Origin of the sequence: Acidiphilium sp. 20-67-58 (assembly GCF_002255515.1) — a bacterium.
Classification (GTDB): domain Bacteria; phylum Pseudomonadota; class Alphaproteobacteria; order Acetobacterales; family Acetobacteraceae; genus Acidiphilium.
The window spans coordinates 1-23,787 of sequence record NZ_NCAS01000028.1 but is presented as its reverse complement, the minus strand read 5'-3'; the positions used below and the strand labels follow the sequence as shown (position 1 = coordinate 23,787).

At 70.6% G+C, this 23,787-nt stretch carries 27 protein-coding genes; 15 read left to right on the top strand and 12 right to left on the bottom strand.

Going from position 1 to position 23,787, the window contains the following annotated elements; translation table 11 throughout:
• Positions 1–84: 84 nt before the first annotated feature.
• From proC to B7Z76_RS11800, 7 genes are all read right to left on the bottom strand, one after another.
• The gene (proC, locus tag B7Z76_RS11830) at positions 85–897 is read right to left on the bottom strand and encodes a pyrroline-5-carboxylate reductase (protein WP_174503790.1); all 813 of its coding nucleotides are present in this window, start codon (positions 895–897) and stop codon (positions 85–87) included.
• Positions 894–1,397 (bottom strand): YbjN domain-containing protein, encoded by a 504-nt coding sequence (locus B7Z76_RS11825; protein WP_174503789.1) that lies wholly within the window; start codon positions 1,395–1,397, stop codon positions 894–896. Before B7Z76_RS11825 ends, proC begins: the two co-directional genes overlap by 4 nt.
• A gap of 198 nt (positions 1,398–1,595) precedes the next feature.
• Entirely contained in the window at positions 1,596–1,898 is a 303-nt protein-coding gene (gene rpmB / locus B7Z76_RS11820) for a 50S ribosomal protein L28 (RefSeq protein ID WP_174503788.1), read from the bottom strand.
• A 147-nt stretch (positions 1,899–2,045) separates the two neighbouring features.
• Positions 2,046–2,753, bottom strand: coding sequence for an SDR family oxidoreductase (locus tag B7Z76_RS11815; protein ID WP_291344162.1), 708 nt, complete (start codon positions 2,751–2,753; stop codon positions 2,046–2,048).
• Positions 2,754–2,766: 13 nt separating this feature from the next.
• On the bottom strand, positions 2,767–3,960 hold the full coding sequence (gene rlmN / locus B7Z76_RS11810; RefSeq protein WP_291344133.1) for a 23S rRNA (adenine(2503)-C(2))-methyltransferase RlmN: 1,194 nt from the start codon (positions 3,958–3,960) through the stop codon (positions 2,767–2,769).
• Positions 3,961–3,964: 4 nt separating this feature from the next.
• The gene (locus B7Z76_RS11805; protein ID WP_291344130.1) at positions 3,965–4,483 is read right to left on the bottom strand and encodes an invasion associated locus B family protein; all 519 of its coding nucleotides are present in this window, start codon (positions 4,481–4,483) and stop codon (positions 3,965–3,967) included.
• A gap of 294 nt (positions 4,484–4,777) precedes the next feature.
• The gene (locus B7Z76_RS11800; RefSeq protein WP_174503785.1) at positions 4,778–5,032 is read right to left on the bottom strand and encodes a hypothetical protein; all 255 of its coding nucleotides are present in this window, start codon (positions 5,030–5,032) and stop codon (positions 4,778–4,780) included.
• A 133-nt stretch (positions 5,033–5,165) separates the two neighbouring features.
• On the opposite strand from B7Z76_RS11800, the gene B7Z76_RS11795 reads away from it, so the two are divergent.
• Positions 5,166–5,387, top strand: coding sequence for a hypothetical protein (locus B7Z76_RS11795; RefSeq protein WP_174503784.1), 222 nt, complete (start codon positions 5,166–5,168; stop codon positions 5,385–5,387).
• Here B7Z76_RS11795 and B7Z76_RS11790 read toward each other — a convergent pair.
• The 3 genes from B7Z76_RS11790 to B7Z76_RS11780 are packed head-to-tail and all read right to left on the bottom strand — an operon-like array spanning position 5,379 to position 8,393.
• Positions 5,379–6,251, bottom strand: coding sequence for an NAD(P)-dependent oxidoreductase (locus B7Z76_RS11790; protein WP_291344127.1), 873 nt, complete (start codon positions 6,249–6,251; stop codon positions 5,379–5,381). The genes B7Z76_RS11795 and B7Z76_RS11790 overlap by 9 nt on opposite strands.
• Before the next feature lie 32 nt (positions 6,252–6,283).
• Positions 6,284–7,462: a CaiB/BaiF CoA-transferase family protein gene (locus tag B7Z76_RS11785; protein WP_291344125.1), complete on the bottom strand. Its 1,179-nt coding sequence runs from the start codon at positions 7,460–7,462 to the stop codon at positions 6,284–6,286.
• Positions 7,463–7,472: 10 nt separating this feature from the next.
• Positions 7,473–8,393: a hydroxymethylglutaryl-CoA lyase gene (locus tag B7Z76_RS11780; protein WP_174503781.1), complete on the bottom strand. Its 921-nt coding sequence runs from the start codon at positions 8,391–8,393 to the stop codon at positions 7,473–7,475.
• Between the two features lie 89 nt (positions 8,394–8,482).
• On the opposite strand from B7Z76_RS11780, the gene hisG reads away from it, so the two are divergent.
• From hisG to B7Z76_RS11750, 6 genes are read left to right on the top strand one after another with little or no spacing between them, the layout of a single operon-like run.
• Positions 8,483–9,178, top strand: coding sequence for an ATP phosphoribosyltransferase (gene hisG / locus B7Z76_RS11775; RefSeq protein WP_174504863.1), 696 nt, complete (start codon positions 8,483–8,485; stop codon positions 9,176–9,178).
• Positions 9,175–10,485, top strand: coding sequence for a histidinol dehydrogenase (gene hisD, locus B7Z76_RS11770; protein ID WP_291344123.1), 1,311 nt, complete (start codon positions 9,175–9,177; stop codon positions 10,483–10,485). The genes hisG and hisD overlap by 4 nt, the downstream gene beginning before the upstream one ends.
• Before the next feature lie 52 nt (positions 10,486–10,537).
• The gene (gene infA / locus B7Z76_RS11765) at positions 10,538–10,756 is read left to right on the top strand and encodes a translation initiation factor IF-1 (protein WP_174503779.1); all 219 of its coding nucleotides are present in this window, start codon (positions 10,538–10,540) and stop codon (positions 10,754–10,756) included.
• Positions 10,757–10,769: 13 nt separating this feature from the next.
• Entirely contained in the window at positions 10,770–11,336 is a 567-nt protein-coding gene (locus tag B7Z76_RS11760; protein ID WP_174503778.1) for a nucleoside triphosphate pyrophosphatase, read from the top strand.
• Entirely contained in the window at positions 11,333–12,205 is an 873-nt protein-coding gene (locus B7Z76_RS11755) for a ribonuclease E/G (RefSeq protein WP_174503777.1), read from the top strand. Before B7Z76_RS11760 ends, B7Z76_RS11755 begins: the two co-directional genes overlap by 4 nt.
• Positions 12,202–12,396 (top strand): DNA gyrase inhibitor YacG, encoded by a 195-nt coding sequence (locus B7Z76_RS11750; RefSeq protein WP_174503776.1) that lies wholly within the window; start codon positions 12,202–12,204, stop codon positions 12,394–12,396. The genes B7Z76_RS11755 and B7Z76_RS11750 overlap by 4 nt, the downstream gene beginning before the upstream one ends.
• On the opposite strand, the gene B7Z76_RS11745 is transcribed toward B7Z76_RS11750, so the two are convergent.
• Positions 12,351–12,935 (bottom strand): TIGR00730 family Rossman fold protein, encoded by a 585-nt coding sequence (locus tag B7Z76_RS11745; protein WP_174503775.1) that lies wholly within the window; start codon positions 12,933–12,935, stop codon positions 12,351–12,353. The two genes, B7Z76_RS11750 and B7Z76_RS11745, sit on opposite strands and share 46 nt — an antisense overlap.
• 93 nt (positions 12,936–13,028) lie before the next feature.
• On the opposite strand from B7Z76_RS11745, the gene B7Z76_RS11740 reads away from it, so the two are divergent.
• The 3 genes from B7Z76_RS11740 to B7Z76_RS11730 all read left to right on the top strand — a co-directional run bounded on the left by B7Z76_RS11740 (position 13,029) and on the right by B7Z76_RS11730 (position 15,805).
• Positions 13,029–14,081, top strand: a complete 1,053-nt coding sequence (locus tag B7Z76_RS11740; RefSeq protein ID WP_174503774.1) for an Ig-like domain-containing protein — start codon at positions 13,029–13,031, stop codon at positions 14,079–14,081.
• Positions 14,082–14,234: 153 nt separating this feature from the next.
• Complete coding sequence (locus B7Z76_RS11735; protein WP_174503773.1) at positions 14,235–14,927, top strand: phosphatidylserine decarboxylase; 693 nt, start codon at positions 14,235–14,237, stop codon at positions 14,925–14,927.
• Entirely contained in the window at positions 14,924–15,805 is an 882-nt protein-coding gene (locus B7Z76_RS11730) for a phosphatidylcholine/phosphatidylserine synthase (protein ID WP_174503772.1), read from the top strand. Before B7Z76_RS11735 ends, B7Z76_RS11730 begins: the two co-directional genes overlap by 4 nt.
• Before the next feature lie 50 nt (positions 15,806–15,855).
• On the opposite strand, the gene B7Z76_RS11725 is transcribed toward B7Z76_RS11730, so the two are convergent.
• Entirely contained in the window at positions 15,856–16,803 is a 948-nt protein-coding gene (locus tag B7Z76_RS11725; RefSeq protein ID WP_174503771.1) for a succinylglutamate desuccinylase/aspartoacylase family protein, read from the bottom strand.
• A gap of 118 nt (positions 16,804–16,921) precedes the next feature.
• On the opposite strand from B7Z76_RS11725, the gene B7Z76_RS11720 reads away from it, so the two are divergent.
• The 5 genes from B7Z76_RS11720 (at position 16,922) to B7Z76_RS11700 (ending at position 23,592) form a co-directional block, all read left to right on the top strand.
• Positions 16,922–17,941, top strand: coding sequence for a mitochondrial fission ELM1 family protein (locus B7Z76_RS11720; RefSeq protein ID WP_291344116.1), 1,020 nt, complete (start codon positions 16,922–16,924; stop codon positions 17,939–17,941).
• A 5-nt stretch (positions 17,942–17,946) separates the two neighbouring features.
• Positions 17,947–19,848, top strand: a complete 1,902-nt coding sequence (locus B7Z76_RS11715; RefSeq protein ID WP_174503769.1) for a hypothetical protein — start codon at positions 17,947–17,949, stop codon at positions 19,846–19,848.
• Between the two features lie 63 nt (positions 19,849–19,911).
• Positions 19,912–22,605, top strand: a complete 2,694-nt coding sequence (locus tag B7Z76_RS11710) for an AsmA family protein (RefSeq protein WP_291344113.1) — start codon at positions 19,912–19,914, stop codon at positions 22,603–22,605.
• Between the two features lie 13 nt (positions 22,606–22,618).
• On the top strand, positions 22,619–23,320 hold the full coding sequence (locus tag B7Z76_RS11705) for an ATP12 family chaperone protein (protein WP_174503767.1): 702 nt from the start codon (positions 22,619–22,621) through the stop codon (positions 23,318–23,320).
• The gene (locus tag B7Z76_RS11700) at positions 23,317–23,592 is read left to right on the top strand and encodes an acylphosphatase (RefSeq protein WP_174503766.1); all 276 of its coding nucleotides are present in this window, start codon (positions 23,317–23,319) and stop codon (positions 23,590–23,592) included. The genes B7Z76_RS11705 and B7Z76_RS11700 overlap by 4 nt, the downstream gene beginning before the upstream one ends.
• The last annotated feature ends 195 nt before the right edge of the window (positions 23,593–23,787 follow it).

Genomic DNA, 23,787 nt, shown 5'->3' with positions numbered 1-23,787 from the left:
AACCCTAGGCGTGAAAGATTATGGGATCGTTAATCTGGCAGAACGGAACGACATTTTTTGCGTCGCGGCGCTGCGGGACGCGGATCAGCCGGCCGCAAGTTCCCGCGACCGCGCCGTTGCCGCGGCGATCGCCTGCCGCATTGCCGCGGGCCAGGCCGTGTCGTTCATCAGAACGGCAAGCGCCCGTTCGGTCGTGCCCTTCGGGCTGGTGACGGCGCGGCGCAGCGCGTCCGCCGGCTGGTCGCTCGCCGCGAGCAGGGCGGCCGAGCCGATCACCGTCTGCCGGGCCAGAACCCGCGCGAGATCGGGTGGAATCCCCTGGTCGAGAGCGGCGGCCTCCAGCAGTTCGACCAGCAGGAACACATAAGCCGGGCCGCCGCCGGACACCGCGGTGACCGGATCGAGCAGCGCCTCGTCGTCAACCATCGCGACCTGGCCGACCGCGCCGAGCAGCGTCTCGGCGAGGGTGCGCCGCGCGGGCGCGACACCCGGGCCGGCGACCGCCACGGTGATGCCCTGGCGCACCGCGGCCGGGGTGTTCGGCATGGCGCGCACGATGGCGCCGCCGGGGAATTTTGCCTGCAGCCAGCCGATCGTGAGTCCCGCCATGATCGAGACGATGACCGCCCCGCCGGCGAACCGCGCCAGCCCGTCCACCGCGGCGCCCGCCATTTGCGGCTTGACCGCGAGGATCACCGCTTGCGGCGCGAACCCGTCCGGAATCTCGGCGGGAGAGTCGACGACCTCCACACCATCACCGGCCAGCGCCTGTGCCTCGGCGCCCGGATCGACGACGACGACGCGCGAGATGCCGCGCTCGCGCCAGCCGGCGAGCATGGCAGACCCCATCTTGCCGCCGCCGAGGAGCAGCAGATCCGGCAATGCCGCGTCGGTCATGCCTCGCCCGCGCACTCCAGCATGGCCGCAGCCAGCGCCTCGTCCGGCGATTTGCCGCCCCACAGCACGAACTGGAAGGCCGGGAAGAAGCGCTCGCACTCGGACACCGCGATATCGACCATGTCCTCGACACTCTCGGCCGAAGCGCCGCCGGCACCGCGCAGCAGCACGGAATGGCGGAAGATCGGCATGCCGTCGTCATGATCCATGCCGAAATGGCCGATCCAGAGCTTCTCGTTGGCCCGGGCCAGCAGCTCGTACAGCGCGCTGCGGCGGCGTTCCGGCGCCTTCAGATCGAAGGTGCAGGAGAAGTGCATGACCGAGATTTCGTGCGACCAGGAGAAATAGAGGCCATAATCGCACCAGCGGCCAGGTGCCTCGGCGGCAATCTCGCTATCGCTGCGGCGGTCGAACACCCAGTCATTGGCGGCAACGACCTGTTCGACGATATCCAGCGGATTGCCAATGGTTTCGGGGGATTCGGAGGCGAGGGAGGTCATTGAGGATCTCCTCCTTGAATACTGGAGCCGAGACTGATGCGCCGCCGGGATGGGCCCGGCGCACCGCCACCACGACTCGGAGTGTACCGTATGTTCACGCCGCGCCGCAACCGAACTCTGCAATCGCCAGATAAACAAACGATAAACCCGCCGTTACCGGCGGGTTTTCATGCGGCCGGAATATGGATGAGCAGCCTGTCAGGCCGATTTCGCCTCGCGCCGTGCCGCAGCCTTCGCCACGCGGCGCTTCAGGGTGCGGGCCTCGTCGGTCAGCTTGCGGTTCGGCGTGTCGAGCAGGAACGCGTCCAGACCGCCCTTCTGCTCGATCGTCGCGAGGCCGCGCGGGGTGACGCGCAGCTTGACCGAATGGCCAAGCGCGTCGGACTGCAGCGAGCTGTCCTGCAGGTTCGGCAGGAACCGGCGGCGCGACTTGTTGTTCGCGTGGCTCACATTGTTGCCGGAGAGCACGCTCTTGCCGGTGATGTCGCAGCGACGGGTCATGACGAAAACCTCGATCCAGAAAGCCGGCGCGCCGGCCAGAAGCGGAGACGGAACAAAAAAACACGTCCCGCGCCATGGGTGCCACGGCGCGGCGTTGCCGGCTATATCGCCAAATCCGGCGTCCGGGTCAAGCGCCGGGCGGGCGAGCTATTCGGCGTAGATCATTTTCCGGGTCATGCCGCCATCGACGACGAACTCCGCACCGGTGCAGAACCCGGACTCCTTCCCGAGCAGGAAGGCGGCCAGCGCCGCGATATCCGCCACGGTGCCGACGCGCCCGGACGGGTGCTGCGCATGGTCGGACGGGGAGATCGGGTATTTCCCGGTATCGATCCAGCCGGGGCTGATGCAGTTCACCCGCATATCGGGCCCGAGCGAGACGGCAAGCGCATGGCTGAGCGCCACGATCCCGCCCTTGGCCGCGGCGTAGCTCTCGGTGTCCGGTTCGGACATGTGCGCCCGCGTCGAGGCGATGGTGACGATGGCGCCCTTCGCCGCGCGCAGCATCGCCTCCGCCCCGCGCACGAGGAGAAAGATGCTGGTCAGGTGGGTGTCGATCACCGCGCGCCATTCGACGAGGCTGAGCGCGCCGATCGGCTTGCGGATCATGAACCCGGCATTGCAGACCAGCCCGTCGAGCCGGCCTTCCTGCGCCGCGACGTCCTCGATCAGCCGGGCGACATCCGCCTCGCGGGCGACGTCGCACTGGAGCAGCCTTACCCCGTCGGGCGGCGTCAGCCCCTCGATATCGCGATCGGCGGCGATCACGCGCCAGCCAAGCACAGCGAGATGCGCGCCGATCGCAGCCCCGATGCCGCGCCCGCCGCCGGAGACCAGCGCCACCCGCCCCGTCATCGCGACGACGCCGTCACGCCGCGCTCGCGCCGCCGTCAACCTTCGACTTGAGCTGCCCGCAGGCGGCGAGGATGTCCTGCCCGCGCGGCGTGCGCACCGGGGCGGCATAGCCGGCATCCATCACGATGTTGGCGAAGCGGCGGATTGCGTTGCCGCTGGAGGTTTCATAGGTCGAGCCCGGCCAGGGGTTGAACGGGATCAGGTTGACCTTGGCCGGGATGCCGTCGATCAGCTCGACCAGGCGGCGGGCATCGGCCTCGCTGTCGTTGATGCCCTTGAGCATCACGTATTCGAAGGTGATCCGCCGCGCGTTGGAGGCGCCGGGATAGCGCCGGCAGGCGGCGATCAGCTCGGCGATGTTGTATTTGCGGTTGAGCGGCACGATCACGTCGCGCACGTCGTCGGTCACCGCGTGGAGCGACACGGCGAGATTGACGCCGAGTTCCGCCCCGGCCCGGTCCATCATCGGCACGACGCCGGAGGTCGAGAGCGTGATCCGCCGGCGCGACAGGCCGATGCCCTCGCCATCCATCACGATCTTCATCGCCTTGGCGACGTTCTCGTAATTGTAGAGCGGCTCGCCCATGCCCATCAGCACGATGGTGGAGAGCAGCCGCGGCGTCTCGCCCTTCGGGCTCGGCCATTCGCCATAGGCATCGCGCATCGCCATGAACTGGCCGACGATCTCGGCAGCCGACAGGTTGCGCGTCAGCCGTTGGGTGCCGGTGTGGCAGAACCGGCAGGACAGGGTGCAGCCGACCTGCGAGGACAAGCACACAGCGCCGCGATCCTCGGTGACATCGGGGATGTAGACGGTCTCGACCGCCTCGTGGTCGCGGAAGCGGAACAGCATCTTGCGCGTCTCGTCGGCGCTGAGATGGTCCGCCGCCACTTCAGGCCGGCCGATGATGAAATGCGCGGCGAGCTTCGCGCGCAGGGGTTTGGCGATGTTCGCCATCGCGGCGAAATCGGTCACGCCCTGGTGGTAGATCCAGTGCCAGAGCTGCTTGGCGCGGAAGGGCTGCTCGCCGATCTCGGCCATCGCCGCGGCGAGCTCCTCGCGCGCGAGGCCGACGAGGTCGCGCCGCCCGTCCTCCAGCACATTCGAGGGCGGAGCGAACAGCGCGGCCTTGGCGAGGATGCGCGCCCGCGCCGCCTCGTCCAGCCCGTCGGTCTCCGGCGCGTCGGCGCGCGTCACCGCCGTCACCCGGTCAGGACTTCGACTTGTGCCCGGACGGGGGGCAGGCCTTGACGATCGCCTTGTAGGCGTCGCCGAACCCGTCGAGGCTGAACGTGTCGCTCACCGCCTTCGCACCCTTGCCCGTGCTCGCCACGGCCGCGGCGCCGCCGAGGAAGGCCTTCACCGTCGCCGGCCCCTTGAGGGCGTAGGCCATGTTGTCCTTGGTGAAGAATTTCAGCGCCGCACCGCCGACCTTCACCATCACGTCCTGGTTCTTGGCGTAGGTGACACCCTGGCTGAGCGATATCTCGTCGCGGAATTTCGCGCGCTCGGCCACGGTGAGCATGGCCGGCGGAGTCTTCGCGCCCTTGGCCTGCTTCGAGGAGGCGAAGGCGTAGCAGACCATGTCGGGTCCGGTTCCGTAGGTCGCCGCGGTCCAACCCTTGAACGTGCCCAGCGGCTTCGGCTGGTCGGCGGCATGGGCCGCCTGAGGCACGGCGAACGGCAAGGCGATCGCGGCGCCGAGAAACAGTGCGAGTGCGTTTTTCATGAGCAAAAGCCTTACGCCCGCGGCCGGATGGCCGCAAGTTATGTATCCCGGCCGGATGGCCGCAAGTTATGTATCCCGGCCGGATGGCCGCAAGTTATGTATCCCGGCCGGATGGCCGCAAGTTCCACATCCTGGCCGGATGGCCGCAAGTTCCACATCCTGGCCGGATGGCCGCAAGTTATGTATCCCGGCCGGATGGCCGCAAGTTCCACATCCCGGCCGGATGGCCGCAAGGTCCACATCCCGGCCGGGTTGCGGCGCGCTGGGCGCCCCGGCCGGGCGGAAGCGGGACGGTCAGTGGTGATTGTCGTAGCGGACGGCGATGTCGACCTGGCGCAGCGCCTCGTTCACCGCCCGGATCGCTGCGATGCGATGGCCGCCCTTGTCATGGTCGCCGAGCTGCAACTGGTGGCGCGCGGCGAGCAGGGCGCGGCGCGCCTGCAGCATGTGACCCTGATACTCGGCCTGGGCGACGCCGCCGGCAAGGCCGCCGGCGATGAGCGCGCCGCCGAGGATCGCTGCGAAATGCTTGCGCGAGATGTTCATCACGTCGGATCTCCAGAATGGTTGACAGGAGCTTGAGAAGGCACGACGAAAATGGCCGGACGGCGGCGCTGTCGTGACATTATCATGAAGTCTCGCACGGTTCCGGTCCGGAACAGCAAATGGAGGGTTTCGAGGAATGCGCGCCACCCACCCTGGTATCAACGCCAGCCGCCTCGCCTTCCTGCTGCTCGCCTGCGCGTCGCTCTCCGGCTGCGCCGGCGGCGGCCGCACCGCCTATTACCGCAAGAACCCGCACGCGCTGATGCGCGAGGTGGTCCGCTGCGAGAACAATGGCGGCGCGCTGGCCAGCACCCCGCATTGCCGCGAGGTGCTGCGCATCAACAACAACCTATTTTGAGACGCCGCCGAACCGCGCGATCAGCGACGAGGTGTCCCAGCGCCGCCCGCCCATCTGCTGGACATCGGCATAGAACTGGTCGACCAGCGCGGTGAGCGGCAGCCGCGCCCCGGTTTCCTTCGCCTGGGCGAGGCAGATGCCGAGATCCTTGCGCATCCAGTCCACCGCGAAGCCGAAATCGAATTTCTTCTCCGTCATCGTCTTCCAGCGGTTTTCCATCTGCCAGCTCTGTGCGGCACCTTTCGAGATGGCGCCGATCACCTTCGCCGCGTCGAGCCCGGCGGCCTCGGCGAAATGCAGCCCCTCGGCGAGGCCCTGGACGATTCCGGCGATGCAGATCTGGTTCACCATCTTGGCGAGCTGCCCCGCCCCGTGCGGGCCGATATGGCTGATATTGGCGCCGTAGCAGCCGATCACCGGCTTCGCCCGCTCGAAATCGGCCGCCTCGCCGCCCATCATCACCGTGAGCTTGCCGTTCTCCGCCCCGGCCTGACCGCCGGACACCGGCCCGTCCATCACGCCGAAGCGCCCGCCGGCGGCTGCCGCCAGCTCGCGCGCAACCGTGGCCGAGGCGGTGGTATGATCGACGAACAGCGCGCCCTCCTTCATGCCGGCGAAAGCGCCGTCCGGCCCGATCGTCACCGAGCGGAGATCGTCGTCGTTGCCGACGCAGCAGAACACGAAATCGGCCCCCGCCGCCGCCTCGCGCGGGGTCGGCGCGGCCGTGCCCTTGTGCTGCTTCGCCCAGGCCTCGGCCTTCGCATGGGTGCGGTTGTAGACCGTCACCTCATGCCCGCCGGCGGCCAGATGCCCCGCCATGGGATAGCCCATCACCCCAAGCCCGATGAACGCCACCTTCGCCATTTTTTCGCTCCTCTTTGCTGAAATCCGCCGGATCAGCCGGCCGCGCCGGTTTCGATCAGCCGGTCGATCTCGGCGGCCGGATAGCCCAGCTCCGCCAGCACGTCCCGCGTGTCCGCCCCCGGCGCCGGCACGTCGCGCCGCGCCGTGCTGCGCGCCCCGTCCATGCTGATCGGCAGGCCCGGCAGGCCGATTTTCCGCCCATCCGGCAGGCTGACCTCGACCAGCCCGCCCGATTCCCTCAGATGCGGATCGGCGAACAGGTCCGCCGGCTTCGCGATCGGCGCGAAGGGCAGGCCGAGACGCTCGCAGCTTGCGACCAGTTCGGCCGCGCTGAACTGCGCGAAGGCGGCGGCGATGACCGGCAGGGTGCGCGGGCGCGCGGCCCGCCGCTCGGCCTGGGTCGCCAGCGCCGGATCATCGGCCAGCGCGGCCAGCCCGAACTCGGCGCACAGCACCTTCCACTGCGTGTCGGTGACGACGCCGATGAAGATCTGCTCGCCATCCTTCGTGTTGAAAATGTCATAGACCGGCCAGGCCACGTCCCGCGCGCTCATCGGCGCCGGCTCGGTGCCGGTGATGGCCGCCTGCGCCATGTGCTGCGCCATCAGCATGGCGACGCTCTCGAACAGGCCGGACTGGACGTGCTGGCCGCGCCCGGTCCGCTCCCGCTCGGCGAGGGCGGCGAGCACCGCGATGGCGCCGTAGCTGCCGCCCATGATGTCGATCACCGAGGCGCCGGCGCGCAGCGGCTGGCCGATCGGCCCGGTCATGTAGGCGAGGCCGCCCATCATCTGCACCACTTCGTCGAGCGCGGTGCGGTGTTCGTACGGCCCCGGCAGGAAGCCCTTGAGCGAGCAGTAGACGAGCCTCGGATTCTGCGCCGCGCAGGCTTCATAGCCGAGGCCGAGCCGCTCCAGCGCGCCGGGGCGGAAATTCTCGGTCAGCACGTCGGCCCTCGCCACCAGGTCCCGCGCGACGGCCAGGCCTTCGGGCGATTTCAGGTCGAGCATGACGCTGCGCTTGTTCCGGCTCGCCATGGTGAAGAAGCCGATCCCCGAGCCGGTGAGCCGGCGGGTGTTGTCGCCGTCCGGCATCGGCTCGATCTTGACCACGTCGGCGCCGAGATCGCCGAGGATCAGCCCGGTCGTCGGCCCCATCACCATATGCGCGAACTCGACGACGCGCAGCCCCGCCAGCGGTGTGCCGCTCATGCTCCGCCCCTCACGCCGCCTGGCGATAGGTGCGCGGAATGCCCGCCTTCGCGATCTGGCCGTGCATCGGCTCGGCCGGCAGCCCCTCGTGCAGCAGGCGCCGCGCGGCGATCAGCTTGCCGAGGTCGATTCCGGTGGCGAAGCCCATGCTCTCCAGCATGAACACGAGATCCTCGGTCACGATGTTGCCCGACGCTCCGGGCGCGAAGGGGCAGCCGCCGAGCCCGGCGAGAGCGGCATCGAAATCGCGGATGCCTTCATCGAGCCCGGCCAGCGCGTTGGCGATGCCGAGGCCCATCGTGTCGTGCAGGTGCAGCCCGCGCAGCGCCGGGCCGATCTCGCGCCGCACCGCCCGCACGACCGACCTGATCTGCGCGGGATTGGCGTAGCCCACGGTATCGGCGAGGCCGATCTGCTCCACCCCCGTCGCCGCGAGTGCGGCGGCGATGCGCACCACCTCGCGCTCGGGCACCGCGCCGTCGATCGAGCAGCCGAAGGCGGTGGAACAGGCGACCTCGATTTCCGCCGGATTGCCCGCGCCCTTCATCCAGTCGACGATCTGGCCGACCACCGCCACCTGCTCGTCGGGCGCGCGGTTGAGATTGGCGCGCGAGTGCCCCTCGCTCACCGAGACCGGGATGCTGACCCGGTGCGCCCCGGCCGCCACCGCCGCCTGCGCGCCGCGCAGGTTGGGGGCCAGCGCGACGACGACGAGGCCCGGTATTTCCTTCGCGAAGCGGACCACGGCCTCGGTATCCGCCATCTGCGGGATCAGCTTCGCCGGCACGAAACTGCCGACCTCGATCTCCTTCAGCCCGGCTTCCGCCATGGCCGCGATCCAGCGGCATTTCGCCCCGGTTTCCATCGTCGATTTGGCTATCTGCAGCCCGTCGCGCGGGCCGACTTCGCAGATCATCACGTGTTCGCTCATGTAATCAATCTGCGCCGGCCACGCCGCCGGGACAAGTCCCGCACCGCCGGGTTTGGCAGGGCGCGCCGGCAATGCTACGAACCCGCGCGATGACCGCCGTGACCCCATCGCCGATCGCCGCCGAGGCCGCCACCAACGGACTCGTCCTCGCCCTGCCCAAGGGACGCATCCTCAAGGAGTGCGCGCCGCTGCTCGCCGCAGCCGGCATCGCGCCCGAGCCGGACTACGCGGATGAGAGCAGCCGCCGGCTGCGCTTCCACACCGCCATCCCCGAGCTCGACGTGATCCGCGTGCGCAGTTTCGACGTCGCCACCTTCGTCGCGTTTGGCGCCGCCGAAATCGGCATCTGCGGCGCCGACGTGCTGATGGAGTTCGACTATCCGGAAATCTACGCGCCGCTCGATCTCGGCATCGGCGCCTGCCGCATCGCCGTCGCCGAGCCGGCGGACGCCGCCGGGCGCACCGATTTCAGCCGCCTCTCGCGCGTGCGCGTCGCCAGCAAATATCCCAACATCACCCGCCGCCATTTCGCCGCGCGCGGCATCCAGGCCGAGATCGTGGCGCTGAACGGCGCGATGGAACTCGCCCCCGGCCTCGGCCTGTCGCGCCTGATCGTCGACCTGGTGCAGACCGGCTCGACGCTGAAGGCCAATGGCCTCGTCGAGACCGAGACCATCGCCCATGTCACCTCGCGGCTGATCGTCAACCGCACCGCGCTGAAGACGCGGCCGGAGGCGATCGCCCACTGGATCGCCCGCTTCCGCGACGCGCTGGCCGCCGCATGATCCGCCGTCTCCACACCGCCGACCCCGGCTTCGCCGCCGCCCTCGCCGCCCTGGCCAGCAACCGCGCCAGTGCCACCGATGTCGCAGCCCCGGTCGCCGCGATCATCGCCCGGGTGCGCGCCGAGGGCGACGCCGCGCTGATCGACCTCACCCGCCGCTACGACCGCTTTCCCCTCACGCCCGAAACCCTGCGCGTGAGTGCCGCCGAGATCGACGCCGCCTGCGCCCGCGTCAGCGCCGAACAGCGTCAGGCGATCGACCTCGCCGCCACCCGGATCGAGGCGTTCCACCGCGCCCAGCTGCCGCAGGACATCGCCTTTACCGACGCTGCCGGCGCGCGGCTCGGCCTGCGCTGGGGACCGCTCGACGCCGTCGGGCTCTACGTGCCGGGGGGCAAGGCATCCTATCCCTCCTCGGTGCTGATGAACGCGATTCCCGCCCGCGTCGCCGGGGTTGGGCGGATCGCCATGTGCGTGCCGACGCCGGACGGGCAGATGAACGACCTCGTCCTCGCCGCCGCGCGCCGCGCCGGGGTGACGGAAATCTACCGCGTCGGCGGCGCCCAGGCCGTCGCCGCCCTCGCCTATGGCACCGAGGCCATCGCCCCGGTCCACCGCATCGTCGGGCCGGGCAACGCCTTCGTCGCCGAGGCGAAGCGGCAGGTGTTCGGGCAGGTCGGCATCGATTCCATCGCCGGTCCCTCGGAGGTGCTGATCATCGCCGATGGCGGGCAAGACCCCTGGCGCGTCGCCCTCGACATGATCGCCCAGGCCGAGCATGACGAGGCGGCGCAGTCGCTCCTCGTCACCGACGATGCCGCACTGGCCGACGCGGTGGCCGCCGAACTCGCCCGCGCGCTCGAAACCCTGCCTCGCGCCACGATCGCCGCCGCCTCGCTCGCCGCCCATGGCGCGATCATCCTCGCCCGCGATCTCGACGAGGCGGCCGACATCGCCAACCGCGTCGCCTCCGAGCATCTCCAGGTGATGACGGCCGACCCCGGCGCCGTGTTCGCGCGGATCCGCCATGCCGGCGCCGCCTTTCTCGGCGCCGACGCGCCGACCGCGATCGGCGACTATGTCGCCGGGCCCAACCACGTACTGCCGACAGGCGGCACGGCGCGGTTTTCCTCGGGACTTTCGGTGTTCGACTTCCTCAAGCGCACCACCTTCGTCGCCCTCGATCCGGCGGCGATGGCGTCCATCGGCCCTGCCGCGGCAACCCTCGCGGCGGCCGAGAGTCTCGACGGCCACGCCCGTTCCATCCGCGCAAGGCTGACCCGCAACCGCGCGGAAAACTTGACCTGAACGCGCCATCGGCTCATTTGGACCGCATGTTGCAAATTTTTATCGAGGTTTGATGTCAAAAGAAGACATGATCGAGTTCAGCGGCACCGTCGCGGAGCTGCTCCCGAACGCGATGTTCCGGGTGAAACTCGACAACGACCACGTCATTCTCGCCCATACGAGCGGCAAGATGCGCAAGAACCGCATCCGCGTGCTGGCCGGCGACCGCGTCAACGTCGAAATGACGCCCTATGATCTGACCAAGGGCCGGATCACCTTCCGCTTCAAGTAAGCCGGATCGCCGCATGGCCAACCTGATCCTGGCCTCGTCGAGCCCCCGCAGGCTCGACCTGCTCCGGCAGCTTGGCATCATCCCCGATTCGGTGATCTCCCCCGATATCGACGAAACCCCGCACAAGGCTGAATCGCCCCGGCTCTATGCCGCGCGGATGGCGGCGGAGAAGCTCGCTTCCGTCACCGTGCCGGGCGCCTTCGTCATCGCCGCCGATACCGTCGTCGCCCTCGGCGGTCGCATCCTGCCGAAAACCGAAACCGATGCCGAGGCGCGCCGCTGCCTCGACCTGCTGTCCGGCCGCCGCCACCGGGTGTATTCCGCCGTCGCCGTGCGCGGGCCGGACGGGCGCATCGTCGCGCGCAACGTGATGACCACCGTCGGCTTCGCCAGGCTCGACCGCGAGAGTGCGGACGCCTATCTCGCCAGCTTCGAGTGGCGCGGCAAGGCGGGCGGCTATGCGATCCAGGGGCGGGCGGCGGGGTTCGTCGATTTTCTCGCCGGCTCCCATTCCGGCGTGGTCGGCCTGCCCCTGCACGAAACGCTGAACCTGCTGCGCGGCCTCGGCTGGCGGCCATGAACGCGGTCATCCGCGCCGGGCTGCGCGGCGGCACCGTGCATCTCGTGCTGACCGAATCCGGCACCCTCGCCGGCTACACGCGCTGGCGGCCTGACGCGCCGGATGGCGTCGGCGATCTCTGCTCCGGCCGGATCACCGCCCGCGCCTCAGCACTCGGCGGCGTGTTCGTCGATCTCGGCGACGGATCGGGCTTCCTGCCTGACAGCGCGGGTGGCAAGAGCCTCGCCGAGGGCGATGCCGTCGCGGTCCGCATCACCCGCGCCCCCCAGGGCGGCAAGGGGCCGCGCCTCGCGCTGGCGCAAGACGTCGCACCCGGCGCGAAGCCCGGCCTGCTCGCCCGCGGCCCCGGCCCGATCGCCGAGTTCCGCGCCCTGCATCCGGCCGCGCCGATCCTCGCCGATGACTGGGAACTCGTTGCCCTGCTGCGGGCGGCGCATGAGGGGGTCGCGCATGATCCGGCGAGCCTCGCCCCGGTGGAGGAGGAGATCGCCGCGCTCGCCGAGCCGGTCTTTGCGCTGCCGCAGGGCGCCCGCGGCACGGTCTGCCCGACGCCGGCGCTCACCGCGATCGATATCGACGCCGGTGCCGCCACCGCCGAGCGGGGCGACAAGCCGGGCGCGCAGCTGCGGCTCAACCGCGCGATCATCCCCGAACTCGCCCGGCAGATCCTCCTGCGCAATCTCGCCGGCGCGATCCTGGTCGATTTCGCCGGGATGAAACCCGCCGTCCGGCCGAAACTCGCCCCCGACCTCGCCGCCGCCCTCGCGCGCGATCCGCTCCGCCCGCGCCTGCTCGGCTTCTCGGCACTCGGCTTCGCCGAGATCAGCCGCCCGCGCATCCGCCCACCGCTGCACGAGTTGCCGCCATGACCGACGAAAAGGCTCTGCCAAGCCACCCCCGCCGCAAACCCGCCGGCGCGTGCCCGATCTGCGGCCAGGCGGCGCAGCTTGCGCACCGCCCGTTCTGCTCGGCGCGGTGCCGCGCGGTCGATCTCGGCCGCTGGTTCAGCGAGGATTACAGATTGCCGAGCGACGAGGCGCCGTTCACCGACTCTGAATAGGTTTCGAGCCGGGCGAGCGCGGCCGCCACGTCCGGCACGGTCTCGAACAGCTCGCGCACCGGCGGCCGGGCGAACCCATCCTCGATCACGCCATCGATCAGCGCCGCCACCCGGCTGGCCCAGCCACGAATGTCGATCAGCAGGATCGGCTTGGCATGGCGGCCGAGCTGCTTCCAGGTGAGGATCTCCATCAGCTCGTCCAGCGTGCCGAGCCCGCCGGGCAGCACGACGAACGCATCCGCCCGCGCGAACATCCGCCGCTTGCGGGTGTGCATCGTGTCGGTGACGATCAGCTCGGTGAGGCCGGGAAACTCGACCTCGCGGGCGCGCAGGAAATCGGGGATGATGCCGGTGACAGCACCACCGGCGCCGAGCGCGGCCCCGGCCGTCGCCCCCATCAGCCCGACATTGCCGCCGCCGAAGACCAGCGTCATGCCCCGCGCGGCCAGCCCCGCGCCGAGATCCCGCGCCGCCGCGAGGTAATCAGGTGTCGCGCCGGGGGATGATCCGCAAAATACCGTGACCGAAATGTGACTCATGATCGAGAATAACCCGCAGAACCTTTCGAGATGCCTGCCCTCGTGGCAGGATAACGCACGTCAGGCAAGCGACCGGGATCGAGAGTTTTCCACATGCCCACAAACGAGACTCCCAGCAGCGATAACGATGGCACGCGTGCGCGGCTGCCCGGCTGGCTGCCGGGCGCTGCGATCGGCGCGCTCGGCCTCTGCGCGGTGCTCGGCCTCGTGGTGCTGAGCAACCACCGCAAACCCGAAACCGCTCCCCCCGCGGCGGCAACCGCGCCCGCCGCCGCCCCCGCCGCGCCGGCAACGCCCGCGCCCCCCGCCGCACCGCGCTTCGACACGGTGCGGGTCGATGCCGGCGGCAATGCGGTGATCGCCGGCCACGCGGCACCGGGTGCGACCGTCACCATCACCGCCAACGGGCGGACGATCGGCACCGTCAAGGCGGACAGTTCGGGCAGTTTCGCCTTCGTCACCGACCATCCGCTGCCGGCCGGCGGCCAGCAGCTCGCCCTGGCCGAGGCGACACCGGGCGGCGGCACGCGGACGAGCCGGCGCGACGTCACCGTCGCCGTGCCCGCGGCGCCGAACGAGGGGCCGCTGGCCGTGCTCGCCGGCAATGGCAGCAAGCCCTCCCGCGTCCTGAGCGGGCAAGGCCCCGCACCCGGCACGCTCGGCATCGGCTCGGTCGATTACGGCGCCAGCGGCAAGGCGGTGATCGCCGGCACGGCGAAACCCGGCGCCACCGTCTCGCTCTCGCTCGACGGCAAGACGCTCGGCAGCGCGACCGCCGGCGCCGATGGCCGCTGGACGATGAAAATCGGCCAGATGCCGACTAAGCCCGGGACATTCAGCCTGAAGGCACAGGACGCCAAGGGCGGCGTCATCGGCGAGATGAAGACCGCCTATGCCCCGCGCCCGCTCGGCAAGCTGGTGCCGCACGAGGTCGTCGTCGCGCGCGGCGAATGCCTGTGGCTGATCGCCCGCCGCGTCTATGGCCGCGGCACCGACTACACCATGATCTACCGGGCGAACGAGGCCAGCATCCGCGACCCCAACCTGGTCTATCCCGGCCAGCGCTTCCTGCTGCCGCAATCCCCCGGCATGAAGGCCGCACCCGCCGCACCGGCGAAGTCCACAGCACCGGCCGGCACGAGCTGAGCCGTCCCACGCCGAAAGGCGTGCCTTATTGGCCTCGAAAGGCGTGCCCTAATTGATCCCGAGAGGCGTGGCCTAATTGATGTGGAAGGGCGTGGCGCATCAACGCCGAAGGGCGTTCTTGCAAGGCTCCGCGCCGCTCGCCATAACCCGGGCATGGACATCATCGACTCCCTGCGCGCCGCCCTGGTGCCGCCGCACCGCGCCGGACGGCCCTTCATCGCCGCCGGCCTGGCCGTTTTCCTGCTCGGCCTGCTCACCGGCGCCGGCTGGCTGGCCTGGCTCGGCGCGCTCTTCGCGCTGTTCTGCCTCTATTTCTTCCGCGATCCGGCGCGCGTGCCGCCCGCCCGGCCGGATGCGCTGCTGGCCCCGGCGGATGGCCGCGTCGTCATCGTCGACGAGGCGCTGCCGCCGCCCGAACTCGGCCTGCCGGCGGTCCCGATGCCACGCATCGCCATCTTCCTCTCGGTGCTGGACGTGCATGTGAACCGCGTGCCGATGGCCGGGATCGTCACCCGCATCTCCTACCGGCACGGCAAGTTCGTGAACGCGGCGGCGAAGGAGGCCGAGGAGAACGAGCGCAACGCCCTCGCCATCCGGCTCGAATCCGGCGCCGAGATCGCGGTGGTGCAGATCGCCGGGCTGATCGCGCGGCGCATCCTGTGCGACGTGCATGAGGGCGACCGCGTCGAAACCGGCGCGCGCTTCGGCATCATCCGTTTCGGCAGCCGCACCGATCTCTATCTGCCACCCGGCACGCTGCCCCTGGTCGCGGTCGGCCAGCGCATGGTCGGCGGCGAGACGGTGATGGGGCTGCTGCCCCCCGCCGCCGCGCAAGGCGGCGCATGAGCGGGGCGGAAAAGCCGCCGCTCTTCGCCCTCCCCCGGCGCCGCCCGCCGCGCCGCCCCCGCCTGCGCGGCATGAGCTTCAACCGCATGCTGCCGAATTTGCTGACCCTGTCGGGCCTCTGCGTGGGATTCAGCGCGATCCGCTTCGCCCTCGAACAACGCTTCGGCGCCGCGGTGATCGCCATCGCCGTCGCCGGCGTGATCGACGGGCTTGATGGCCGGCTGGCCCGGCTGCTCAAGGCCACGTCCCGCTTCGGCGCGGAGTTCGACAGCCTGTCGGATTTCCTCTGCTTCGGGATTGCCCCGGCACTGGTGCTTTATTTGTGGTCGCTCAGCGAATGGGGCGCGTTCGGCTATCTGCCGCCGCTCGTCTATACCGCCTGCATGGCGCTGCGACTCGCCCGCTTCAACGCGGCGATCGACGCGCTGCCGCGCGAGGCGGATGGCCATCTGCCGGTGTTCCGCTTCGCCGCGAATTTCTTCACCGGCGTGCCGGCGCCGGCGGGCGCAGCGATCGCGCTGCTGCCGATCTATCTCGGCCTGGAGGCGGCTCGGCATGGCGGCGACCGGCTCGACCGGCTGGCCCAGGCGCCGGAGCTGAGTGCTGTGGTGCTGACCGGCACCGCGCTGCTCTGCATCTCGACCCTGGCGGTCTGGAACTTCAAGAACTTCAAGGTGCCGCCGCAACACGTCATCGCCATCCTGCTCGGGGTGATCGTCGCCGCCGCGGTGCTGCTGGCCGACCCATGGCTCGGCCTGTCGCTGCTGGTGCTCGCCTATCTCGGGATGCTGCCCTTCAGCCACCGCAGCTTTCGCCGGCTGCAGGCCGAGGCCGAGGCACGGCGCCGGCAGGGGATGGACGAGGGCACGGAGGAATAGAGCAGTTTCCGATCCTTTCGGATCGGATGATGCTCCAGCCCGCCCGCCGGTCAGGCGGGTTCGGCGAAGCGCGCGAGCCGGATGGCGGTATGCCCACGGCCGGTTCGCAGGCTCGGCATGATCAGCAGGCAGTCATCGTGCGGGGTGCGGATTTCCGCCGTACCGTCGCGCGCCAGCAGCGTGTCCCGCCGGCGGATCACCTCGCCGCCGCGGAACGGGCGGACGAAGGCGAAGCGGCCGGTATTGGCGGTCACCACCCGCGAGACCTCGGCGAAGCGCGGCGCCGCGCAGGGCGCCACCTTCCCGATCATGCCGGCATGGGCCAGCACCGCGTCCACACTTGCGCGCATCTGCCGCACCGTATCCTCCTGCCAGTGCTGCCCGGCCTCGACCAGCACCGCCGCGGCATCGCCTGCCGGGGCAAGGAAGCGCGGATGGTCGATCAGCCTGCGCCCGCCGGCATGGCCGCCATCGGCGACCACCAGCGCCGGCGTGCCCATCGCCATCGCCAGCGCCCGGCCGCGCGCCCCCTGGCCGCACAGCACCAGCGGGTCGGACGGCCAGAGCATCGAATGCAGGTCGATCACCAGATCCGCCCCGGCGATCAGCGGCCAGATCTCGCGGGCGCGGTCGAGTTCGACGGAGCGGCGCGGCCCCTCCAGCGTCGCCTCGTCCCACACCCGGTTCAGATCCTCGTCGACGAAGCGGGAGGCAACCGGATTGTCCCGATCGAACCGTCGATAGGCGTCGATATTGACGAAGCCGAGCGTCAGCCGGCCGCAGGCCGGCCGCAACCCCTCGCGCAGCAGCGCATCAAGCACCACCGCGCCGGCGATCTCGTTGCCGTGCATCAGGCACAGCACCATCACATGCGGCCCGGCGGCGGCGGCGGCGAAGGTGGTGAAGCCGCGGAGTCCCGTATTGCCCGCGAGCCACGGCGCAAGGTCGGGCGGCGTGAGCCGCACTTCGAAGCGCGGCAGGGACGCCACCCCGCTCATCGCGGCGGCAACGGCCGTTCTGGCCGAACGCGGCGGGCTTTCATCGGGGCCGGTATCGCCATGGCCCCACTCTACCCAGAGATGAAAAACTCGCAACCGTTCGACGTGTGTTGACGAAATGTCGCGCTGGCCCGAAAACGCCGCGATGCAAGCCGCGCCGACTCTCATGGCCGCACCCCATGCCATCGCCGACGGACAGGCCGCTCCGGTCACCGCCCGCGTCCTGTGCATCGACCTCGCCGGTCTCCGCTCCCAGGCTCTCGGCCTCGCGGAGGCGGCCGGATTCCGGACCGACTTCCGCGTCATCGCGCCGAAGCGGCCCTGGACCCTGTTCTCGCCGATGCTCTGGCCCGATCCGCGCTGCGCGATCGATGCCGCCGCCCTCGCCCCGCCGGAAGGCGACCTGATGCTCGGCGCCGGCGGTGCTGCCGCCCGCGTGCTGGCCACGCTGCGCCGGCCGGATCTGCCGGCCGTGATCATCCAGCACCCGCGCATGGACGCCGGGCGGTTCGACGCCGTGGTGGCCGCGAAGCATGACGGGCTGACCGGCCCGAACGTCATCGTCACCCGCACCGCGCTGCACCGCGTCACCCCCGAGCGCCTCGCCCTCGAACGCGCGCTCTGGGCGCCGCATTTCGCCGGGTTGCCCCGCCCCCTCGTCGCCGTGCTGGTCGGCGGCTCCAACGGCCGCTACCGGCTCGATACCGCGGCAGCGCGCACCCTCGCCGAACAACTGGCCCGGATGATGGACCGCGACCGGGTCGGGCTGATGCTCACCCCCTCGCGCCGCACCGAGCCCGCCGCCCGCGCCATCCTCGAAGAGGCGCTGCGCCCGCGCGGCGCCTGGATCTGGGACATGCAGGGCGAGAACCCCTATTTCGGCATGCTCGCCGTCGCCGACGCGATCGTGGTGACGGGGGATTCCGTCTCGATGGTCTCCGAGGCGGTGGCCACCGACGCGCCGGTGATGATCGCGCGCCTGCCCGGCAAATCCACCCGCATCGGCGCCTTCATGGACGACATGGTCGCCTGCGGCCGCGCCCGGAACTTCGATGGCCGGCTGCAGAGCTGGAACGCCTCGGCGCTGAACGACACGCCGATGGCCGCCGCCGAACTGCGCCGGATGCTGGGAGTCTGACTTCGATGCTCGAGATCGACACGTTCGACAATGTCCGCGGTGGCAACGCGGTCTACAAGGCGCTGGCGCATCCGCTGGCCGCCGCGGCGCTGGAGCGCCTCGCCGCCCGCCTCGCCGCCGCCGGCCCGGTCGCGGTCTACGATCCCGAGCGCATCTTTGCGCCGCTGCGCGCCCTGGCGCCGGCGTTTCCGGTCGATTCCGTCCATGTGCATGACACGTTGGCGGTCGGCGAGCGCCGCGGCGGCTTCACCACGAGGCCGCTGACCGACCTCGTCGCCGCTGCCCCCGCCACCGTGCTGATCGCCGCTTTCGACGCGCACCGCCTGGCCGAGCGGCTGGCCGGACTGCTTCCCGGCGCCGACATCCTCACCCTCGACGAGGTGCGCCTGCCCGACCGGCTGCTGACCAATCGCCGCCGCTATCTCGACCCGCTGAATTTCGCGACCAATTTCGCCTTCTTCCGCGACGATGATGCGATGACGACCAGCCTCGTCACCGCGAATTACTGGCACGGCTACGGCGCGCGGGGCGTGCGCCTGTGGTGCCGCCTGTTCGACGCCGCCGGCGCGGTGCTCGCCGAATTCGAGCGCGAACTGCCCGACCATGCCGGCAGCATCCGCATCGACAGCGCCGCGCTGCGCCGCGCCCACGGGCTCGGCCCGTTCACCGGCCAGCTCTTCATCCACGCCATCGGCGTCGCCGGGCACGACGTGGTGAAATACGCCCTCGACACCCATGCCGCCGGCAACGGGGCGAGCCTGTCCTGCACCCACGACGCCAATGCCTGGCCCTCCGAGCGCTTCGCCGGCCTGCCCGCCCCGCGCGAGGACGAGACGGTGATCCTCTGGCTGCAGAACAGCCACGCCGTGCCGATCCCCGCCGGCGCCATCAGCCTCGACCGGATGGGCGCCGAGGCGCCGGTCGCGCTGGCCGAACCGATCGCCCCCTTCGCGACGCGGGCCATCGACGTCGCCGAATTGCTGCCCGGGCTGCGCTGGCCGGCGCAGATCGAGCTGCGCGCCGGCCGCCATGTGGTCCGCCCGCGCTATGAAGTCGTGCGCGCCGGGCGCACCCGCATCGCCCACATGAATGTTGAACGCGCCGATCTCCGCCCCGATCCGGGCATCATCAGCCTCTCGCCGCTGCTTGGCCGCGGGTTTCTGCTCCCCTTCCCGATCCTGCCGCGGGAGCGGTTCCGCTCGGTCGCGCTGCCGACGCCGATGGCCCACACCCAGACGACGCTGCCGCTCCGGCTCGATATTTTCGCCCCCGACGGCAGCAAGGTCGCCGAGCACCGGCCCGGCACGCTGAAGCGGGACCATGCATGCGCCATCGATCTCGACGAGGTACTGCCGGCGGACGCGCTGCCGGAGGGCGGCCATGGCGAACTGGTCTATGACTTCACCGAGGGCGGCGAGGCGGATGGCTGGCTGCACGGGCTGTTCCGCTACGAGGCGCGGGACGGCTCGCACGCCGCCGAGACCAGCTTCGGCGCGCATGTGTTCAACACGATCATGACGTGGAAGGGCGAGCCGCAATCCTATTCCGGCCCGCCGCCCGGCCTCTCGACCCGGCTGTTCCTCGATCTCGGCAGCGCGGCGCGGCCGAGCTTCTGCGTGCTGACCTATCCCGCCTCCGCCGCCTGGCATCCGCATTCGGCCACCGTGCTGATGCTGCACGATGCCGAAGGCCGCCTGGTGGCGGAGCAAAACCTCGCCATCGCCTGCTCCGGCTCGGCCATCGTCGAGCCCTGGCGGATCTTCGGCGCCGAGGCGCTGGCCCGCGCCGCCGGCGGCTATGTCATCATCCGCGATGCGACCTGCCGGCTGTTCGGCTATCATGGCAAGCATGACGGTGCGGGCCTCGGCCGCGGCGCGTTTTCATTCGATCACATGTTCGGGTTCTGAATTCAGCGCAATCCGGGCGCTCTGCCCTCGCAACGATCGCGGTTTTGGCGTATCCGGGTCGTCATGCAGGCAAGACGGACCTTCCGGCGCGTCGCGGTCATCGCAGTCGCGATCGTCATTCTGGCACCGCTCGCGGTCATCGGCCTATTCCTCGCGAGCTTCGATCCGAACAGCTACAAGCCGCAGGTGATCGCCGCCGCCGAGCGGGCGCTGCACCGGCCGGTCACCATCGATGGCCGGCTGCGGATGAACCTGTCGCTGGTGCCGACGATCTCCGCCACCGGCATCACCATCGCCAACCCGCCCGGCTATGCCGACGCCGATTTCGCGACGCTGCGGCGGATCGAGGCCAAGGTGGCGCTGCTGCCGCTGCTGCGCCACCAGCTCAACATCCTCGATCTCGTTCTGGTCGATCCGGTCATCAACCTCGAATACGGGCCGACCGGCACGCCGAACTGGGAGATCGGCCCCGCCGGGGGAGCGGGCGGCGCGACGCCGGGCACGACAGGCGGCGCGGCGGGCCAGCCGGGCAACGGCGCGGGCATCGCCCTGCAATCGGTCTCGATCGAGAACGGCACCATCACCTATCACCCCTCCACCGTGCTCGTGCCGCTGAGCGGCGGCGCGCCGGCCGCCCTCACGGCGCAGAGCCCCACCGTGCTGCACATCGCGCGGTTCAGCGGCAGCGCCGCCTCGCTGGATGCGCCGCTTCAGCTCTCGGTCAACGCCCAGTATAACGGCACGCCGTTCAGCGTGTCCGGCACCACGGGTCCGGTTTCGCGGCTGACCGGTGGTGCGGCCGGCGGCGCGGCATGGCCGGTGGACCTGACCGTGAGCGGCCAGGGCGCGCAGCTGCACATCACCGGCCGGATCGCGCATCCCCGCAAGGCGGACGGCTATGCGTTGCACCTGCACGCGACGGCGCCGGATCTCGCGCCGCTCGCCGCCTATCTGCCCACCGCCGCGCGGGCCGACCTGCCGCCGCTGCGAACGGTCGATCTCAGGGCGGATCTCGGCTCGCCGGTCGAGGGTCAGGTTCCGGCGGTCACCCATGTCAGCCTCACGGCCGGCACGTCCGACCTCACCGCCTGGCGCAAGGGCCTGTCGCTGCGCTCGGTCAACATCACCCTGCCGGCGCTCGACCGGGCGGTGAATGTGGCACTGGCGGGCAGCTACCAGGGCAGCCAGGTCGGGCTTGAAGGCAAGGCCGGCCCGTTCGGCCCGGTGCTCGATGCCGCGCTGGGCGTGGCGCCCAGCCCGCCGCAGCCGGGCGGGCCCACCGAGCGTTTCGCGATCAGCGCCGCCGCCCGCGTCGGCAAGGCGCTGTTCAACGTCGCCGGCGGCATGGCCTCGCCCTCGAAACTCGCCGGCGTCGCGATGAAACTCAGCGCGACCATCCCCAATCTCGCGAAACTGTCCGACCTCGCCGGCACGCCCCTGCCGGCCTGGACCAATATCGGCATTTCCGGCCTGCTGACCGATCCCGGCGGCCAGAGCCTGACCCGTGCGGTGGCGCTCAACAGCCTCGCGGTCAGTGCGACGCAGGGGCAGTTCGGCGGGGCCTTCAGCCTGACAATCGGCTCCCGGCCGGACCTGCAGGCGGTGATCCATGCCTCGCGGATCGACCTGTCGGCGCTGCTCCGCGCCGCGCGGCCGCCATCCCCGGCGGCGACCGCCCCGGGCGCAGCGCCGGCCAGCCAGACCACGCCTGCGCCCTCCCCTGCACCCGCATCGGCAAACCCTGCCGCGAACGGACTGATCATCCCCACCTCGCCGCTGCCCTTCAACCTGCTGCGCGCCGCGGATGGCAATGTCGAACTGACGATCGACAAGCTCACCTATGCCGGGGCCGATTACCGCGCGCTCAGCGCGCATGCGCTGCTGCGCAACGGCGTGCTGACGGTGCGGCCGATCAGCGGCGAGCTGCCGGGCGGGCCGGTCTCCGGCGCGCTGATGGTGAACGCCACCAGCAATCCGCCCTCGATCCGCCTCGTCGAACAGGCGCCGGCCTTCCGCCTCGGGCCGCTGCTCCGGCTGCTCGGCGAGCCCGGCTCCGCCTCGGCGACGGTGCAGCTCTACGCCAATCTCGCCGGCGCCGGCTCGACGCCGCATGACATCGCCGCGACCCTGAACGGCGCGCTCGGCATCTCCACGGTGAACGGCGAGATCGACGGCGCGTTGCTCGATCACCTGCTGGCCACCGCCGGCCTGCCGGCAGGGCTTGCCGGCGCGCAGGGCCCGGTCCAGCTGCGCTGCTTCGCGACCCGGATCGACGCGGCCGACGGCCTCGCCCGCATCCGCGCGCTCACCCTCGATTCGAGCCGCCTGTTCATGACCGGCGGCGGCAGCGTCAACCTCGCGACCGAGGGGCTGAACGTCGTGCTGAAGCCGCAGACCACGGTCGGCGGCGCGGCGACGCCGATCCCGCTCGCGGTCACCGGGACGCTCGGCCGGCCAGTGACCGGCGCGGCGCCGGCCGGCGATTACGCACAGGCGATTGCCGCCGCCGGCCAGCGGATCGGCGGCGGGCAGACCCTGTTCGGCCGGCTCACCCGCCAGCTCGGGCTCACCCGGCGCAGCGCGCGCCCGCAAGGCTGCACGACCGCGCTGGCGCTCGCGCGGATGGGCCATCCCGGCCCGGCCCCGACCACGATGGGGCTTGCCGCCGGCGGGAACAGCGGCGCGACAACCGGCAGCGCCAAGCCCCCCGGCGCGGTGGGCGGACCGCAGAACCTGCTGCAATCGTTGTTCCACTGATGGCGCCGGGACAATGAAACGCATCTGGAAATGTACCGGGCTGGCGGAGATGGAGGGCGGGTTCGGCGTGACGCTCGACGGCCGGCCGGTGCGCCTGCCCGGCGGCAGCCCGCTCACCGTGCCGACAGAGCGCCTCGCCCGCGCCATCGCCGCGGAATGGGACGCCCCCGGCGAGAATGACGAGGTCCGCCCCGACGATCTGCCGCTGACCCGCCTCGCCGGCACAACGGTGGAGCGGATCGCACCGGACACCGGAGCCGTCCGCGCCAGCCTGCTCGCCTACGGGCGGAGCGACCTGCTCTGCTACCGCGCCACCGCGCCGGAGGGGCTCGTCGACGAACAGGCGAGGCTCTGGCAACCCTGGCTCGACTGGGCGCAGAGCACGCTCGGGGCGCACCTCGCCGTCACCGCCGGCATCACCGCGATCGGCCAGCCGGCCGAGGCGATCGGGGCACTCGATCAGGCGCTCGCCAGGCACGATGCCTGGAGCCTTGCCGGGCTTGGCGTGACCGTGCCGGCCCTCGGCAGCCTCGTGCTCGGCCTCGCCGTCGCCGAGGGTGCGCTGGCGCCGCTGGCCGCGCATGATTGCGCGGCACTCGACGAGCTCTGGCAGGAGCGTCTCTGGGGCGAGGATGCCGAGGCGGTCGCGCGCCGCGCGCGGATCGGCGACGACATCGTGACCGCCGCCCGCTTCGTCGCACTGGCGCAGCGATGATCGCGAAGCATCTCATTCTGTCGGGCCATGTCCAGGGCGTCGGCTTCCGCGACTGGATGGTGACGCGCGCCCGCCGCCTGGCCCTTGCCGGCTGGGTCCGCAACCGGGTGGACGGCACGCTCGAGGCGCTGGTCGCCGGCGATGCGCCGGCCGTCGAGGAATTGCTGCGCGCCTGCCGCCGCGGCCCGCCGCTCGCCGATGTCACCGACATCGTGGAAACCTTCGCCGACCCGCCAGGCGAACCCGGTTTCATCAAGCGCGCGACCGGCTAGAGCACTTTCCGATCCTTTCGGATCGGATGTAGTGCTCTATCACATTGATAAACAGAGCATCTTTATCCGATTAGATGATTCCATCTGATCGGATGATGCTCTAGGTTCTGTACCTATTGCCATGACTACGGGGCGTCTGATTCAAGTCTGTTTGGAGGACTTGGAACATGGCGGAACTTTTCTGGCTGAACGACA

Coding starts and splice junctions, on each gene's coding strand:
- rpmB (WP_174503788.1), bottom strand. CDS start 1,898: ATGACCCGTCGCTGCGACATCACCGGCAAGAGCGTGCTCTCCGGCAAC.
- B7Z76_RS11745 (WP_174503775.1), bottom strand. CDS start 12,935: ATGAGTCACATTTCGGTCACGGTATTTTGCGGATCATCCCCCGGCGCG.
- B7Z76_RS11785 (WP_291344125.1), bottom strand. CDS start 7,462: ATGAGCGGCACACCGCTGGCGGGGCTGCGCGTCGTCGAGTTCGCGCAT.
- B7Z76_RS11790 (WP_291344127.1), bottom strand. CDS start 6,251: ATGGCGAAGGTGGCGTTCATCGGGCTTGGGGTGATGGGCTATCCCATG.
- hisG (WP_174504863.1), top strand. CDS start 8,483: ATGACCGCCGTGACCCCATCGCCGATCGCCGCCGAGGCCGCCACCAAC.
- B7Z76_RS11740 (WP_174503774.1), top strand. CDS start 13,029: ATGCCCACAAACGAGACTCCCAGCAGCGATAACGATGGCACGCGTGCG.
- B7Z76_RS11725 (WP_174503771.1), bottom strand. CDS start 16,803: ATGAGCGGGGTGGCGTCCCTGCCGCGCTTCGAAGTGCGGCTCACGCCG.
- B7Z76_RS11750 (WP_174503776.1), top strand. CDS start 12,202: ATGACCGACGAAAAGGCTCTGCCAAGCCACCCCCGCCGCAAACCCGCC.
- B7Z76_RS11805 (WP_291344130.1), bottom strand. CDS start 4,483: ATGAAAAACGCACTCGCACTGTTTCTCGGCGCCGCGATCGCCTTGCCG.
- B7Z76_RS11705 (WP_174503767.1), top strand. CDS start 22,619: ATGAAACGCATCTGGAAATGTACCGGGCTGGCGGAGATGGAGGGCGGG.
- B7Z76_RS11730 (WP_174503772.1), top strand. CDS start 14,924: ATGAGCGGGGCGGAAAAGCCGCCGCTCTTCGCCCTCCCCCGGCGCCGC.
- B7Z76_RS11795 (WP_174503784.1), top strand. CDS start 5,166: ATGCGCGCCACCCACCCTGGTATCAACGCCAGCCGCCTCGCCTTCCTG.
- proC (WP_174503790.1), bottom strand. CDS start 897: ATGACCGACGCGGCATTGCCGGATCTGCTGCTCCTCGGCGGCGGCAAG.
- B7Z76_RS11755 (WP_174503777.1), top strand. CDS start 11,333: ATGAACGCGGTCATCCGCGCCGGGCTGCGCGGCGGCACCGTGCATCTC.
- infA (WP_174503779.1), top strand. CDS start 10,538: ATGTCAAAAGAAGACATGATCGAGTTCAGCGGCACCGTCGCGGAGCTG.
- hisD (WP_291344123.1), top strand. CDS start 9,175: ATGATCCGCCGTCTCCACACCGCCGACCCCGGCTTCGCCGCCGCCCTC.
- B7Z76_RS11735 (WP_174503773.1), top strand. CDS start 14,235: ATGGACATCATCGACTCCCTGCGCGCCGCCCTGGTGCCGCCGCACCGC.
- B7Z76_RS11715 (WP_174503769.1), top strand. CDS start 17,947: ATGCTCGAGATCGACACGTTCGACAATGTCCGCGGTGGCAACGCGGTC.
- B7Z76_RS11780 (WP_174503781.1), bottom strand. CDS start 8,393: ATGAGCGAACACGTGATGATCTGCGAAGTCGGCCCGCGCGACGGGCTG.
- B7Z76_RS11720 (WP_291344116.1), top strand. CDS start 16,922: ATGTCGCGCTGGCCCGAAAACGCCGCGATGCAAGCCGCGCCGACTCTC.
- B7Z76_RS11700 (WP_174503766.1), top strand. CDS start 23,317: ATGATCGCGAAGCATCTCATTCTGTCGGGCCATGTCCAGGGCGTCGGC.
- B7Z76_RS11815 (WP_291344162.1), bottom strand. CDS start 2,753: ATGACGGGGCGGGTGGCGCTGGTCTCCGGCGGCGGGCGCGGCATCGGG.
- B7Z76_RS11760 (WP_174503778.1), top strand. CDS start 10,770: ATGGCCAACCTGATCCTGGCCTCGTCGAGCCCCCGCAGGCTCGACCTG.
- B7Z76_RS11825 (WP_174503789.1), bottom strand. CDS start 1,397: ATGACCTCCCTCGCCTCCGAATCCCCCGAAACCATTGGCAATCCGCTG.
- B7Z76_RS11710 (WP_291344113.1), top strand. CDS start 19,912: ATGCAGGCAAGACGGACCTTCCGGCGCGTCGCGGTCATCGCAGTCGCG.